This is a genomic window from Streptomyces sp. WMMC940, assembly GCF_027460265.1.
In the GTDB taxonomy this organism is placed as follows: Bacteria; Actinomycetota; Actinomycetes; order Streptomycetales; family Streptomycetaceae; genus Streptomyces.
Map to the genome: position 1 here is coordinate 2,297,402 of NZ_JAPZBC010000001.1, position 15,063 is coordinate 2,312,464.

The 15,063-nt window shown below is 67.9% G+C and carries 13 protein-coding genes and 1 tRNA gene; 9 read left to right on the forward strand and 5 right to left on the reverse strand.

Annotation, left to right across the window (positions count from 1 at the left end):
- Positions 1–1,179, reverse strand: coding sequence for an ArgS-related anticodon-binding protein NrtL (nrtL, locus tag O7595_RS09960; protein WP_269728352.1), 1,179 nt, complete (start codon positions 1,177–1,179; stop codon positions 1–3).
- Between the two features lie 55 nt (positions 1,180–1,234).
- A complete protein-coding gene (locus O7595_RS09965) occupies positions 1,235–1,660 on the reverse strand; it encodes a response regulator (RefSeq protein WP_269732441.1) in 426 nt (141 codons plus the stop codon).
- Positions 1,661–2,028: 368 nt separating this feature from the next.
- Here O7595_RS09965 and O7595_RS09970 point away from each other — a divergent pair.
- The 9 genes from O7595_RS09970 (at position 2,029) to O7595_RS10010 (ending at position 11,150) form a co-directional block, all read left to right on the forward strand.
- Positions 2,029–2,100: transfer RNA gene (locus tag O7595_RS09970), tRNA-Arg, on the forward strand.
- A gap of 620 nt (positions 2,101–2,720) precedes the next feature.
- A complete protein-coding gene (locus tag O7595_RS09975; RefSeq protein WP_269728353.1) occupies positions 2,721–4,004 on the forward strand; it encodes a DUF4241 domain-containing protein in 1,284 nt (427 codons plus the stop codon).
- A 197-nt stretch (positions 4,005–4,201) separates the two neighbouring features.
- Positions 4,202–4,975, forward strand: a complete 774-nt coding sequence (locus tag O7595_RS09980) for an NYN domain-containing protein (RefSeq protein ID WP_269728354.1) — start codon at positions 4,202–4,204, stop codon at positions 4,973–4,975.
- 615 nt (positions 4,976–5,590) lie between these two features.
- Positions 5,591–6,613: a hypothetical protein gene (locus tag O7595_RS09985; protein WP_269728355.1), complete on the forward strand. Its 1,023-nt coding sequence runs from the start codon at positions 5,591–5,593 to the stop codon at positions 6,611–6,613.
- Between the two features lie 226 nt (positions 6,614–6,839).
- Positions 6,840–7,214: a hypothetical protein gene (locus tag O7595_RS09990; protein ID WP_269728356.1), complete on the forward strand. Its 375-nt coding sequence runs from the start codon at positions 6,840–6,842 to the stop codon at positions 7,212–7,214.
- Positions 7,215–7,505: 291 nt separating this feature from the next.
- Positions 7,506–8,525: a DNA-directed RNA polymerase subunit alpha gene (locus O7595_RS09995; protein ID WP_269728357.1), complete on the forward strand. Its 1,020-nt coding sequence runs from the start codon at positions 7,506–7,508 to the stop codon at positions 8,523–8,525.
- Positions 8,526–8,814: 289 nt separating this feature from the next.
- Positions 8,815–10,332, forward strand: coding sequence for a hypothetical protein (locus O7595_RS10000; RefSeq protein WP_269728358.1), 1,518 nt, complete (start codon positions 8,815–8,817; stop codon positions 10,330–10,332).
- Positions 10,333–10,476: 144 nt separating this feature from the next.
- Positions 10,477–10,740 carry a CopG family transcriptional regulator gene (locus tag O7595_RS10005; RefSeq protein WP_149182616.1) on the forward strand — a complete coding sequence of 88 codons (264 nt, stop codon included), beginning with the start codon at positions 10,477–10,479 and terminating at the stop codon, positions 10,738–10,740.
- Entirely contained in the window at positions 10,737–11,150 is a 414-nt protein-coding gene (locus O7595_RS10010; RefSeq protein ID WP_149182615.1) for a PIN domain-containing protein, read from the forward strand. Before O7595_RS10005 ends, O7595_RS10010 begins: the two co-directional genes overlap by 4 nt.
- A 97-nt stretch (positions 11,151–11,247) precedes the next feature.
- Here the strand turns inward: O7595_RS10010 and O7595_RS10015 are convergent, their stop codons facing one another.
- The 3 genes from O7595_RS10015 to O7595_RS10025 are packed head-to-tail and all read right to left on the reverse strand — an operon-like array spanning position 11,248 to position 14,898.
- Entirely contained in the window at positions 11,248–13,167 is a 1,920-nt protein-coding gene (locus O7595_RS10015; protein WP_269728359.1) for a hypothetical protein, read from the reverse strand.
- Entirely contained in the window at positions 13,164–13,742 is a 579-nt protein-coding gene (locus tag O7595_RS10020) for a hypothetical protein (RefSeq protein ID WP_149182613.1), read from the reverse strand. The genes O7595_RS10015 and O7595_RS10020 overlap by 4 nt, the downstream gene beginning before the upstream one ends.
- Positions 13,732–14,898, reverse strand: a complete 1,167-nt coding sequence (locus tag O7595_RS10025) for a dsDNA nuclease domain-containing protein (RefSeq protein WP_269728360.1) — start codon at positions 14,896–14,898, stop codon at positions 13,732–13,734. Before O7595_RS10025 ends, O7595_RS10020 begins: the two co-directional genes overlap by 11 nt.
- Between the last annotated feature and the right edge of the window lie 165 nt (positions 14,899–15,063).

A 15,063-nucleotide genomic window follows, 5' to 3' on the forward strand; every position in this document is an offset into this window, starting at 1 on the left:
CTACAGGTGTTCGGGTGCGCTGATGCCGAGCAGGGCCAGGCCACCGGCCAGCACCGTCCCGGCGGCTTCGGCGAGGGCGAGCCGGGAACGGTGGGTGGCCGAGGGTTTCTCGTCACCGAGGGGCAGCACGGTCTGCTGGAAGCCGAGCAGGGCGTCGGCGGTGGCCTCGAGATGGCGCGCGACCCGGTCGGGGGCGCGCAACCGGGCGGCGGACTCCAGGACGGCGGGGTGGTCGCCGAGAGCGGTGAGGAGCGCGGAGGTAGCCGCGCTGCCGCGAACGGGGCGGGGCGGGGGCAGGTCCGCGGTGCCACGAACGGGGCGGGGCGGGAACGGGTCCGCGCTGCCGCGAACATACCCCGACGGAAGCGGGACCTCGTACCCATCGCGCGCGACGGGAAGGTCCCCGTCGTACGAGACGTCCCCGCCATGCGAGACGTCCCCGACGCACGAGACATCATCGTCGTACGAGATGCCACCGTCGTACGAGACGGGGACACCTAGCCGATCGGCCGCGCGCAGCAGAGCCCGGCTGCGGGAGTACGCGTACCGGACCCGGAAGAGCGCGTTCGACTCCTTCTGTACGAGCAAGGCACCGTGCGCGAGGGGCTGGTCGTGGGCGGCGGGCCGGAGCAGCGCCCAGAGGGCGGCATCACGGCCGGCACGCTCGAAGATCGCCTCGTCCTGGACGGGCAGGGCGGTGATCCGCTCGCTGCCCCCGGGCTCGACGACGGCCGTCGCACCCTGCGCCGCCAGCAGCCGCACGACGGTGTCGGTGATCACCCGGGCGCGGAGCTCGCGGGCCGGCGCGAAGCCGAAACGGACCCCGGAGAGGCCGTCGCCGTGCCCGTACTCCAGGCCGTGCGCACCGATCACACGCAGGAGCACGGCGGCCGGGTCACCGTCGAGGGTGAAGTTCAGGAAGCCGGGGCCGGTGATCTCGACCCGGGCGATGCCGGGTGCGTCGGCGATCCGGGCCCTCAGCACTTCGGCGACGTCCCGGGCCTGCCGCCCGGTGGGCCCGGCGAGCCGGAGCGCGACATTGGTGGCGTAGTCCCCGCGGCCTCCGGGGCGCGGGCGCTCGACCTTGATCCGCTCGGGTACGGGTGCGTGCAGGGCGCCCTCCTCGACCGCACGGCACACGGCGCCCAGCACGGTACGGGAGAGATCTGCGGGGGTCACGGGACAAGCGTATGGGAGAGAGGGGGTGTGATCGCGAACCGGTTTCGCCATGCGGTCAGCCCCGTGTGCTCCCCGCCCTCCCGGCGCCATGCCTGCCGTCTACGGACGGCGGGCCCTCCCCGTACATCAACCGTCGGACGAGCCGCACCAGCTCGGCGGGCTCGAAGGGCTTGGCGAGAAAGGCGTCGACACCCGCGGCGATACCCGTGTCGACCTCCTGCTGCGTACAGGCGCTGATGATCGCGACGGGCACACGCCTGGTCCTGGGATCCGACCGCAGCCGCGCGGCGGTCCGCAGGCCGTCGAGCCGCGGCATCACCACATCGAGCGTGATCACATCCGGCCGCACCTCGTGGACGACCTCCAGGCACTCGGCACCATCGGCCGCGGTCACGACCTCGAAGCCCTCCAGCTCGAGATTGACCCTGATCAGCTGCCGGATCACCCTGTTGTCGTCGACGACGAGCACCCGGCCGGACACGCCTGACACAACTCGAGAGTAGGTCCGCGAACGCACCCGCGTCCGGCTTTTCCCCACTTCTGACCCGGACGGGGGGCGCAGGACGGGTGGAGGGGCTGTACGGACGGGGCGCCTGGCGGGGGCGGCCGGTGCGGGGTGGTGGGGACTCCGGGGGTTGGGCGCCCGACAGGTCCGGCCGGACTGCACGGCGTCCCGGGCGCGGCTTGGGTCGGGATCGGGTGGGGCGCGCGGGCGGCCAAGCCCGGGAGGCGAACGGCCGGCGTCCCCGGGGGCCCGGCGGCCCCACGGTCACGGGCTGGAAATACCTGTTCACGGGCACCCCATCAGAGCTGGTAGGGTTCTACCCGTCGCCGCCGAGAGCGGCGGACGCCCCCGTAGCTCAGGGGATAGAGCAACGGCCTCCGGAGCCGTGTGCGCAGGTTCGAATCCTGCCGGGGGCACTCCGGGAAAGAACTCCTGACCTGCAGAAATACAGGTCGGGAGTTTTTGCGTTCACATCAAAACGCACACGGTCTTTTGACCGTTGCTCTTTTCGAGGAAGGCGCTGCGCCACGGCTTGCCGATAACCCATTCCACAGGTCGATTTCCGCAGGTCAACGACTCACCGCTAGGCATTCAGCGACCTCGCTCCCCAGCAAATGTCGGCCGAGCCGCGTCGCGGGAACCATGGGGTCGCTTTCCTTCGAACATCGCGCATGGCCTGCCTTTATGTGACTGACGGCACATGGAAACGCAAACGGTCTGGTGGGTCGTTGCCGCTTCGGCTTGGAGTGTTGACAGCAGCCTCACAGGGCGCGAGTCGAGCCATTCGTCACTCCAGCGCTGCAGTAGATCCCGCCGCGTATAGGAGGGCCTGTCCCCATGGCTTCGTATGTTGGCAACGGCGGAAGAGTAACGACCGGCACGGACACGCCAGGGCCGGACTTCGCACCCGACGGATCCGCAGCAAGCAAGGCGGACACCCAGCCGGCGCCACGGTGCGCCTGCACCGATGCACCGCGTGGCCGGAAGACGCGAGCACGGCTGTGACAGGGCCGCCCTCCCCGACGCTGAGATCAGCGTGATCATTGACGTGACGTACGGGGAGGGCTGGGACGCCGCCTCCCGCATGGTCCTTGGTCCCATCAGCCGGGAGCACGCCGCGAACCGGGACGCTACGGGCGAGCGGTACGCCGTGGTGCTGCGCGAGCGAGGGCGCCCGCAGCCGGTCGCCGTGCTGAACATCGCCTGGGCGCACGACTACCTGGGCGTGTGGGCGTACGACGATCAGGGCCGTCGCACCCGTGAACTCGATCTGCGCCGCTTGGAACCCGATCGGCTCCTCCTCCGCCACATCGCTCAGTGGAGGTACGACAGCGACGACATGGCGGAGTTCGCAGACCGCGTGGGGCGCGTGCTCATCGACCTCTACCCGGACGGCAGGGGCCGGAAGGTGTCCGAACCGAAGGGGATCGGGGGCGGCTCGCTGCACACCCTGGCCGATGTTCCGGACGAGCAGCGCTGGGCGCCAGCTCCCGCATTCGGCGACTGGGCGTGGGCGGTGGCCATGGCGACCGACGGGCACGTATCCGGCGTCTCCCTGCGGGACGCACCGGTACAACGTCCTCCCCAGGACGGTCCGGCGGAAGACCGGGAGCACGGTCATGCCACCGCCCCCGGGTGGTGTCTGCCCAGCCCCCTGCGCCCGCGCTACCTCGACGAGATGTTCACGCCCGGCACCCGCTTCACCCCACCGGACACCCAGGCCACCGGCCCGTATGTCGTCGAGCGCGTCGTCGACGCAGGATCGCTACGGCTGCCGACCGGTCGGATCGTCGCCTGCGATCCGGGTTGGCTGGATCCCGGCGAGCCGTTCACGGTGGCCGTACCGCCCGGCAGCTACCGCATGCAGATCGCGACTGCGGCCTACCGGACCGAGCACTGGGGCAAGACACTGGACATGCAGGATTTCACCGCCGCGCGCATCCTCATCTCCGGCAAACCCACGGCGACTTGGGAGCTGGCGCTGCGTCTCGGGGAGGACCCGCGGACGCTGCGCGACGGCGAGTTCTACGGATTCGGCGTGGACACAGGCACCGGCTGCTTCGTCGACGCCGCGGCGGCCGACAGGCTCACCGGCGGAGAGAACACTGTCCCGGACGACGACAGCCCCGACGGCATCGTCGTCCTCGACGACCCGACGTCCGGCGGCAACCTCATCGTCTACCCAAGCGGCATGGGAGACGGCTCCTACCCGGTGTGGATCGGCCGGGACGCCGACGGGGAGGTCACGTGCCTCGTCGCCGACATGCTGATCCTGCGCCATCAGGAACTGCTGCCGAACCGATCTCAGCAGGACTCGTAGCGGAACTCGCCGGCGCCTCGGCGCGACGGACCGTCGGGCACCCCTCAGGCTCTCATAGCTCTGGAAACAGTGGCCGTCGACGTAACGGGCGGTCGAAAAGGGCTGGTGCGGTTCCCTGCGCCGCAGGGCGTTGGGCTTGGCTTGGACTCGGTGACTCCTCCGCGACTGCGAGATCGTCTGCGCTACCGTCGGGTGCTGTGGAGAGCACTGCGAAACTGGCGGTATTGATCGACGCCGACAACGCCAAGCCCTCGGCTCTGGAGGAGCTGCTGGCGGAGGTCGCCAAGTACGGGACCGCGCACGTCAAGCGGGCCTACGGCGACTGGACCGGAACTCAGCTGAAGGGCCGGAAGGACCAGTTGCTCGCCCAGTCGATCCAGCCGATCCAGCAGTTCGCCTACACCACCGGAAAGAACGCCACCGACTCCGCCATGGTCATAGACGCCATGGACCTGCTGTACTCGGGGCGCTTCGACGGGTTCTGCATCGTCTCCAGCGACAGCGACTTCACCCGCCTCGCGGCCCGCATCCGCGAGTCCGGCCTGACTGTATACGGCTTCGGAGAACGCAAGACCCCTAAGCCGTTCGTCGCGGCGTGCGACAAGTTCCTTTACATCGAGAATCTCAAGAGCGCCACCGCCCCGGCTGAGGCGAAACCGGCCGCGCGAGCCACGGCGGTCAAGCTGAAGGGCGACACCGCGCTGGTCAACCTCCTTCGTCAAGCAGTGGAGGCAGCCTCCGACGACGACGGCTGGGCCCACCTCGCGAACGTCGGCCACATCATCACCAAGCAGCGCTCCGACTTCGACTCCCGCACGTACGGCTACACCAAGCTGAGCGACCTCCTGGCCGCCACCACTCTGTTCGAGATGGACCGCCGCACTCCCGGCGGCGGAAAGACGGCCGTCATATACGCTCGCGACAAGCGCCACACCGGCAACGGTCCCAAGGAGACAGTGTCAGAGGACTGATCTTCCGGCGCTGCTCAAACCCCTGTTGCCGCCCGCGGCATCCGGATCGACCGATCGGCGCACCAGTCACAGAACGTCCCAAATCACCGGTTCGGTGACAGCTTCGCACCCGGCCTCTGATACCGGACGTTGGTCCGGTGGTGCCTCGCACGGGGCGAGAGCCACCGGCTCGTCCACGCCGGGGGAAGGCGCCGATTGTGAGAGGGCGCGATGACGTTCGCTCAGCCGTCGCGCCAACCGGGACCACCGCAGCGGCGCGCCGAAGCTCGACTATGTCATGGCCACGCGGGGAGGCAGGCAGGTGACGGGGGAGAGCACCTGCCTGCCTCGGATACGGGCGTACCCGCTCACGAGGGGAGGAACGGGCATCACGGGACCTTTGCATACGGTCCACCTGCTCCAGCGTCCCGGCCGCCCGAAGCGTCACACCCGCACTCCCGTGTCCGCCGGATCGGGGTCGGCCATCCGCACCGGTTTCTTGGGCCGCAGCCTGTTGCCTCCGGAGCGGGAAGGCCCGGAGTCTGGGGCTGCCGCCATGTGTCCGCATCGTCTCCTGTCCGACGGTTCGTCCATGACCAGGGCCCACTGTCAGTGCCCGGCGGCACAATCGACCTCATGCGCGACCACCGCAACTTCAGAATGGCCGAGGGCGCAGAAATCGTCGGCCGCCAACGTGATGCGTACGAGATGCGGATCAGCATCCCGCTCGACGAAGACGGCTTCCTCGGACGCCAGTGCCCGGCCTGCTCGCTGCTCTTCCGCATGGACGCGCAGCAGTACGAGGCGCTGCCCGACGACCTCACCCTGTGGTGCGTCTACTGCGGCCACCACGCCGAGCACTCCGAGTTCGTGACCGCCCAGCAGCGCGAACGCCTCATGCAGGCCGTGGGCGACCTCGGCATGCAGATCGTGAGCCGGGAACTGAACCGCGCCTTCAGCGGCCTGTCCCGCCGAAGCTCCCGAGGGAGTGGGGTGTCAATCACCTATCGGTCGCAGCCCTACTACCCCCGTCCCCTGCCAGGCATCAGCGAAGAACGCCTCGCCCGCATCCGCACCTGCCCCGGCTGCCAGGGCCGGTATGCGGTCTTCGGGGAACACCGGTACTGCCCAGTCTGCGGACAACTCCCCGCCGGTTCCGTGGCGTTCGACGCCCTCGAGGCCGACAAGGCGCGACTGGACGCTTTGGAGGCCCTACCGCCCGAAGCCAAAGCGCCGCTGCGCGAGCAAGGGGTCTTCACCCGCAACTGGGTGGACACGATCGAGAACATGGTGGGCGCCGTCGAGTCGCTTGCCTCCGCCACCTTCCGCGCGGCCGTGCCCAATGCGGAGGACCACCTCAAGGGCAAGGGCAACGTCTTCCAGCGCCTCGACGACACAGCGGACCTGTTCGTCGCCACCGGACACGCGGACGTCCGCACCGCTGTCGGGCCCGCGACCTGGCAGCGGCTGACGGAGACCTGGGCGACCCGCCACGTCTTCACGCACAACGACGGGGTCGTGGACGCGCGATACCTGGCCAGAGTCCCCGCGTCCACTGCCCGCGTCGGGCAGCGCCTCGTCGTCACCGGCGAAATGTGCCGCCAGGCGCTCGACGACACCACCACCCTCTGCGAAGCCCTCGTGGCGCTCACACCCTGACGAATGCGAAGGTGCAGCGATGGACACTGGGGTGGCTGCCCTGCTGGGTACAGCCGTGGGAGGACTCCTCGGAGCAGGCGGGACACTAGGGCAGCCGCCCTGACGGGGACGGTCTCAGGGACGCAGTCAGCACTCGCAATGGCGACGTCAGGGGCGACGCGAGGTATACAGCAGATTCCTTGAGGCCATCACGGCCCACCAGGAAGCTCTGGGACGTCTTTCGTCCATGGCCTACGCCTCCGTCCGGGGAGACCACTCTTCGGAAGAACTCGGCACCGCGTGGCAGGAGGTATCCGCGCTCCTGCCGGCAGTGCGCGCCACCGGCCCCATCGTCATGGTCGAAGGACCACGCGGCATCGCAGACCTGGTCGCGGCCATCGTGGATCTTGCGACCACCGCCACACACAACGCCAGGTCATATTCCTTGATCCACGCCAAGCGCGCGTACGACGATCCAGCACTTGGCCAACGCTCGCGAGCGGCGTCGATGGCTGCCTCCGAACTCAAAGAGAAGCTTTCAGCCTTCGCAGAGCGGGCGCGAAACGCCCTGGACGCTCCGGACGGGCTTCTCGACGACATCGGCCTCCCAGCACAGCGCTGACACCGCGCAGGGCGTACAGAGGCCCTGACTTTGCCTTGATCGGGACCGTCGAACGGACCTCCGTCGTGGGGCGGGCTGGCTTCTGACTGGGTCCCGCGCTGCCCAAGAGCCTGGACCACGATGCGAGCCGGGGTCTGCTTCATAACCGCCTCGTACCGGTCGAGCACCAGGGCCATCAGCTGGTGCGCGCCTTCAGCCATCAGGTGCGGTGAACGACCGCCCGTATCGCACGTACCCTCGTGGTGTCTACGGCGTCACATAGCGGGCGCCAAACACTGGAGGCAATACCTCGTGCTGATTGCTCAGCGTCCTTCGTTGACCGAAGAGGTCGTCGACGAGTTCCGCTCCCGGTTCGTGATCGAGCCGCTGGAGCCGGGCTTCGGCTACACCCTCGGCAACTCCCTTCGCCGCACGCTCCTCTCCTCGATCCCGGGTGCGGCGGTCACGTCCATCCGTATCGACGGTGTCCTGCACGAGTTCACCACCGTGCCGGGCGTCAAGGAGGACGTCACCGATCTGATCCTCAACATCAAGCAGCTGGTCGTCTCCTCGGAGCACGACGAGCCGGTCGTGATGTACCTGCGCAAGCAGGGCCCGGGTCTGGTCACCGCCGCCGACATCGCGCCTCCGGCCGGTGTCGAGGTACACAACCCCAACCTCGTCCTCGCCACGCTCAACGGCAAGGGCAAGCTGGAGATGGAGCTGACGGTCGAGCGCGGTCGCGGTTACGTCTCCGCCGTGCAGAACAAGCAGGTGGGCCAGGAGATCGGGCGCATCCCGGTCGACTCGATCTATTCGCCGGTTCTGAAGGTCACGTACAAGGTCGAGGCCACGCGTGTCGAGCAGCGTACCGACTTCGACAAGCTGATCGTCGACGTCGAGACCAAGCAGGCGATGCGTCCGCGTGACGCCATGGCCTCCGCCGGTAAGACCCTGGTCGAGCTGTTCGGTCTCGCCCGCGAGCTGAACATCGAGGCCGAGGGCATCGACATGGGCCCGTCCCCCACGGACGCCGCCCTTGCCGCTGATCTGGCGCTGCCGATCGAGGAGCTCGAACTCACCGTCCGTTCGTACAACTGCCTCAAACGTGAGGGCGTCCACTCGGTGGGTGAGCTTCTGGCGCGTTCCGAGGCGGACCTGATGGACATCCGTAACTTCGGTGCGAAGTCCATCGACGAGGTCAAGGCGAAGCTGGCCGGCATGGGCCTGGCCCTCAAGGACAGCCCGCCCGGATTCGACCCCACGGCCGCGGTCGACACCTTCGCCACCAACGACGCGGACACGAGGTTCGTCGAGACCGAGCAATACTGAACGCTCTTCGCTGCCCGCCCAAGCCAGTGTGCCCGGGCGCATTCAGTCGCGCCGGCATACCAGCTCGGCTGCGACCCCGGGAGCCGTGAGGGGAGCTGCTGCTCTGGGCCAGGCTGACGCGGATGGCCCGCACCAGCTCCGCACCGAGCTTGCCCGCCAAATCCGCGACGCCAAGGTACGAGAGAGGGCAATCCAGAGCAATCGGACGCGGCCGGGAGTATACGCACGTTCAGCGCCGGCCCAGGAGAAACCACTCGATCATTCCCTCCGCGGCGAGGATCATGGCGGAATGGCTGCGTACCTGTATGACCGGCTGGTGACGGAGGACGAATACCGCCAGCGCATCCGGCGGCACCGTCCCAGCTCACTGCTGCCCCTGATCGCTGCGGCGGCGGCCCGCTACAGCTCGCCCGAGCAGCCACAGCCGTGGCTGAAAAGCCCCTCAATGAAGTACACGCCCTGGGCGCTGGCTGACGCGGCCCGCGTCAGCCTGGCCTACGGAACCGAGCACCTGCGCTCCGAGGCCACCGAACGCGACCTGCTGGAGATCCTGGCCGCGTACTCCAGCCTGAAGGAACCGACCCTTCACGGCACCGACGAGGGCCCGGTCCGCCTGCGGGACTTCATGATGCGCCTGGGCGGCGAGCAGATGGCCTTCCAGGCACCGGAGTTCTTCAGCCTGGCCCGTACGGCGGCGCTGTACCTTCACACTCCGTTCCCCGCACACCGCCAGCCCCGCTGCATGGTCCCCGGCTGGGACACCGAGGTGTTCGGCTGCCCGCTGCCCGACTACGTCGGCACCGCACAACTGCTGTGGGGATGTGCGCTGTTCAACACAGGGCGTTTCGATCCCGCGCTCTACGACGGCCCGGACGGGGAGAACTTCAACCGCACCGTCAGCCGGGACACCGTCCTGCGCGTCGTCGAACGGCACTTCGCCACCGACGTGGCCTCTATCAAGGCAGCCGAGAAGCAGGCCACGCGGAACCTGGCGAGGGTGGCTGGCGGCACAGCGGCACAGCTGCGCCGCTTCACCTACAACCCGCTGCTGGGCCGGCCGGCGGTCACCGGCTTCGGACCTGGCCTGCTGTGTCCCTCGCCCCAGCTGGTCTGGCGCAAAGCGACCCCGTCTGGCATCTACCACACAGGACGCGAGCACTTTGGACCCGACTTCCTGCAGGAGACCGGCTACCTCTTCGAGGAGTACGTCGGCCGCCAGCTCCGCCTGATACCGGACGCCGACGTGGTCTCGGAGATCACGTACCGGGTCAAGCGGAACGAACTGCAGAGCGTCGACTGGATCGTCGTCTTCGACGACCTGGTGCTGCTCGTGGAGGTCAAGTCCATGATGCCGACCGAGAACGCCCGGCTCGGCCTGGAACTCGGAGTCGCCGAGACCGACAGCAAACTGGCCCGCGCCTACCGCCAGGTCGACGCCACCTCGGCCCAGATCGACCAGCGCCATCCGGCATTCGCCGGCATTCCGGCCGACCGGCCACGCCAGGCGCTGATCGTCACCCTTGAGCCGTTCCCCGTCGCCAACGCCAACCTGCCCCACCTCGGCCTGCCCACCGTCGATGTCCCGACCACGGTCGTCGCGGCCCACGAAGTCGAACGCCTGGCGACCCTGACCGACACCACCCCCAGCTCTCTGCTCCTGGAGCGGGCGGCCGACCCCCAACGCTCCACCTGGGCCCTCAACGAGTGCCTGAACGGGCACGAGAACTCCCTGAACCCGGTCCTCGTCCAGGGATGGGCGTCCTACCCCTGGGCCAGCGGCCGGCTGTCGGCCCTGAACACGCCGTAGTCCGTCTCCCCCGGCCGGGGCGCCAGGTCGTCTGGGGACTCCCGCAGGGACGGATCACCGGCGGGCCGGTGGCCGCCCGGCCTCGTACGGTCGGGTCCGAGTTCCGCACACACAGGTAGGAGGATGAGCGGTAGGATAGGTAGCATGAGTGAGCCTACCGGCAAGTACTCGATCACCATGCCGCGCGACATCGCCGAAGCCGCCAAGGCCCGCAGCGGCCCCTCCGGCCTGTCCGCCTATGTCGCCGCCGCCGTCGCCCGCCAGATCGAACGCGACAACCTCAACGAACTCATCACCGTCGCCGAAGCCGAACACGGCCCCGTCACCGACGAGGAGATCCAGGCCCTGCGCGACCAGCTCCACCAGGCCCGCGACAACCAGGCGACGGGCGGAGCGAACGCCGCGTGACCCGCTCCCCCGCCACCCCCGGCGGCACCCTCGTACTGGACAGCGAGGGACTGGCCAAGGCCGTCCTCCGCGACCGCACGGTCACCGCCTGGCTCGCCCTCGCCCGAGCCGACGACCTGCGGGTGATCACCTCCGCGGCCACCCTGGTGGAAGTCGTCCACCCGCGGATCAACCGCCCCGCCCTGGAGTGGACGCTCTCGCGCCTCGTCGTCGAACCGGTCACCGAGCCCATCGCCCGCCACGCCGCCGCCCTCCTCGCCGACGCCGGCCTGCACGGCCACAAGTACGCCATCGACGCCATGCTCAGCGCCACCGCCCTCGCCGCCCCCGGGCCGGCCACGATCCTCACCTCGGATCCCGAGGACCTGACCGCGCTGTGCGGTGGGCACGCCACCGTCATCAAAGTCTGATCCTGCTCTCGACTTATGGCTGAGTCATGGCCGCTCTCTGCGACGCCCGTTCAAGATCCACCTTGGGATCCGTTACACCGGGAGTGAGGGTGTCTACCTACGGCGCTTCGTACTCCTTGGGCATATGGATTTGCCGGATGGTGGCCGGGTCGCGTGGCACCGGAACGGCTTGGGTGCTGATGATCTGGGTGCCCGTGGCCTGGGCCGCGTTTGCCAGATCCTGCAGGACGTCGTCGACCACAGTGGTGCCGATGCCCTGCTGGTAGGGGTTGTCCAGGAGCAGCAGGCCGGGGGCTGCTGCTCCTTCGTCGAGGTCAGAGGCCAGGAACAGGGTGGCGTAGCTGTAAGCCAGGAAGAAGAGCACCTTCGTCTCTGCCCCCAGGGCTTGGTCCCAGGGGCGAGTGCCGACGTAGAAAGTGAGGTCACTGTCGTTGATGGTGATGGCGCCCTTGACCCAGCCGCGTTCGCGGTAGCGGTGCAGGAATTCGTTCATTCGCTCGGCGAACAGGGCGCATCGTTCGACGGAAGTGAGCGTAGCTGTGGCAACTGCGGCGGGCTCTTGGGCGAGTGCGTCGACGGCTTGTTGTGCAGCGGTGACGGCCTGGCTGGCTACGGCGCGGCGTTGGAGGATCTCCTCGATGGCCGGAAAGGCTGTCATCTTCTGTTCGAGCTGGGCGATCTGGGCGGCGAGGTTTTCGAGGCTGGCCATGAAGGGGGCCAGCTGCGCGGCGCGTTCTTCGTTGATGCGATGCGCGAGCCGTGCCTGTTCGTTTTGAAGGTCTGCTCGGCGGGTGCGGGCCGTCTGCAGATCGGCGGCGGTGCGGGCGGTGACATCTTCCAGGTCGGCAAGTTCTGACTTGAGTGACCGGATCTCCACCTGTGCCCGTCGGCGGCGCTGGTCGTCGTCGACCGGTTGGAAGCACAGGTAGCAGGCGTCTTCGCCATGCTCTCGGTGCGGGTCCACGCGTTGTTCGCATGCTGGGCAGAGTCGTACGGGGAGGGCGTCGAAGGTCTCCACGGAGGCGATGAGGCGTTCCATGCGGGTCACTTCCGAGGTGACCGTCTGGGCGGAGTAGGCGTGTTCGTTGCTGAGTTGTTCGAGCGCGACGACCTCGTCGACCGCCAGTTGCAACCGCCTGGATATGTCTTCGTAGGCGCTCGTCAGTGACGAGTCGTATCCGGCTGCCGTCTCGGTGGTGGACGTTCCCTGCAGGAGGCTGTTGATCTCGCGCGTCAGTTCATGACGTCGTTGGCGAACCGCGTGCAGTTGAGCGGTGACCTCTTCCCGTGCGGTCGCTACCTGGTCGAGGGTGCGGGCGACGGGAATGCGGAGCCGTTCGGAGATGGCGGTGACGGCCTGCAATGTGCTGTCCTGCACGTCCCGCTCCACTGCCTGGGCTTCGGCAAGGCGCCGCCTGGCCTGGGCGACGGCGAACTCCTTGGTGTCGTAGCGGGAGCCGGCAAAGCCGAGGAGCATGCTGACGACGCCGCGCCGGATGAATTCCTGCTCCTTGTTGGCGAAGCTCGTCCAGGACTCCTCGTTGCGGTAGAAGTGGCGCAGCAGGTTCCGGAAGGACAAGGGCGTCAGTTCACTGGCCGTGGCCGGGTGGAGACCCTTGGGGATGCGCAGGTTGGGCCAGCCCAGTTCGCGCAGGATCCAGTCGGAGAAGTCGGCGTCGGTCAGCTCGTCTCCGTCGACGTACACCTTGTTCATGCGCCCGTGCTGGAGGAGACGAGTCAGGGTGCGGGGGTGGCCGTTGAGCCGGATCGCGGTGGAGACCTCGATGTACTCGTCGGAGACGGCGGCACCGAGAGCATCGATCATCCCGCCGCGGTCGCCGAAGCAGTAGTCGATGACCTTCAGCGTGGTGGTCTTGGAGCTGTTGCGGGGCCCGCTGAGGATGTTCAGCATGCCTGTTCCGAAGGCATACTCGTCGATTTCTGCGGTGTTGTGGACGAGCTTGACGGAGTCGATCCTGATCCCGCGGTCGGGGTGGGCGGTCACGGGTTTTGTCATGGCCGGATCTCCTGGCGGAAGGGCGCGTTGCCGACCTCGTCTGGGAACAGGTCGTAGATCAGGTTCTTCAGGTCGGTGCCCGACATGGCAGCCAGATTTCCTCGCATAGCCTGACAGCGCCGGACCAGTGGCTGGAACTGAGGGGCCTCGGTAAGGCGTTGTGCGGTCCTCTTGCCGGCGGCTTTGAGTTTCACTCGTTCGACCCGGTGGGTGGTGATGGTCACGAGGTCCCGAGAGACGAGGAAGGCGAGGAATTGCCGGTAGCGCTGGTCCCAGGGTCCGTAGCGGTAGCGGATCATAGGTGCCTCGACTTCGGACGGGTCACGGGCGAGAAACGCGGTTTCGGTATCGACGGCTTCCGGCATCGCGGCGTGGGCCCGCTCCAGGAATCCTGGATAGCGCACGAAGAAATCAAGTTTGGCGAACTTCGTCCGTCCCTCGATATAGGGGCCGGGCTCCTCGCCGCAGAGGTAGATGAGCAGCAGGAGCCGTGTTGCGTGGAAGTCAGGGGAGTCGTCCGGGTCCCAGGCGCGATACAGCGGGGGCACCACGCTGCTGCCGATCTTATGAGGCATCGGCGTACCTGTTCTGGCAGCGTGCCGTGATGTCGGAAAGCACTGCGTGGGCCTCGGCGAGGGTGAACTGCCGGCTGGTCACCTCGGGCAGGTCGCTCACGGCCACAAGCGTCTCGAAGTACGCCGCCGAGCCGGCGGCGAGGCGTCCGGCGCGTCGTTTCGCCATCGTGAGCGTGCAGATGGCGTTGATCTGATCGGCCAGGTCGTCGTACGCGCGGCGCCGGGTGCCGACACTGGCGCGGTAGGTCCGACGGTAGGCGAGCATGGCATCGTGCTGGGCTTCCGCCTCGGGCTCCGGTATTTCGGCAGCTCGCAGCTTGAGCTTGAGTTTCATCAACAGTTCGGTGGAACCGTCTCGCCGTCGCCCGGTTGCTCTGCGCACGCTGTCGTCCAGGTCCCGGCCGAAGTCGTCCGCGGTGAAGGTTGTCGGTCGCAGCTCAAGGGCGCTGCGGGCTATGTACTTGGAGATCAGCCAGATCATGACCTCCTCGACTTCCTCGTACAGCGGTTTCTCGCCCAGGCACGCTTCCACCAGTGGCGCCAGTCGCGCCATGGCCTCGGCCTCGACCTGGTCGATGGTGCGCGCCTCCACCAGGACGTCCAGGCGGTCGACACACCATCCGATGTCCCTGCCGTCTGGCAGTTGCACCCCGCTGAGCCTCTTGACGATGTCCGCGCGGGCGTCCGCGCTCACCGGGCCGCGAGGACGATCACGTTCCGCGACGAACGCATACAGGTCCCGCTGGGGCGTCTCGTTGACGATGAAGGTGAACCGTGTGCCGTCCGGCAGCGGCTTGCCCAGGAACAGCTTGCCCAGATAGCTGCTGTCTGCGGCCTTCTTCTCCTCCGGCTTGCAAACGTTGGCGATACTGTGCCGCGTACCGGCTTCCTCGATCGTCTTGACCTGCCGGTATACGGGGGCGCCGTCCCGATGACACAGGATGTCCTCCAGGTCCTCCCACGAGACAGCCGTCCACCGCCCTTCGAGCATGTCCAGGCAGTCCAGCAACGTGACGGCATCCTGGTAGGCGAACCCGCGCCTGCTCCGACGGCCGCCGTCAGCAGGCGCGAGAGCCACGGCTGCCTCGTGCGCGCTGGCGCACAGCGCTGAACCCTCGATACACGGCAAAATGGCCTGTTCGCACAGTTCCCCCATAAGCCACTTCGGAGCATGCAGTAGATCACCGCATCACCCAGAAGAGCAACGGTCGTGCAGAACATCAACCCCGCTCCGTGTCCGCGCCGCTACACCTGCGGCACGGCAGGAGATGTGACGGCGGCTCAAGCGCGAGCCACGGACATGCGCAGGGGAACCGTCGGA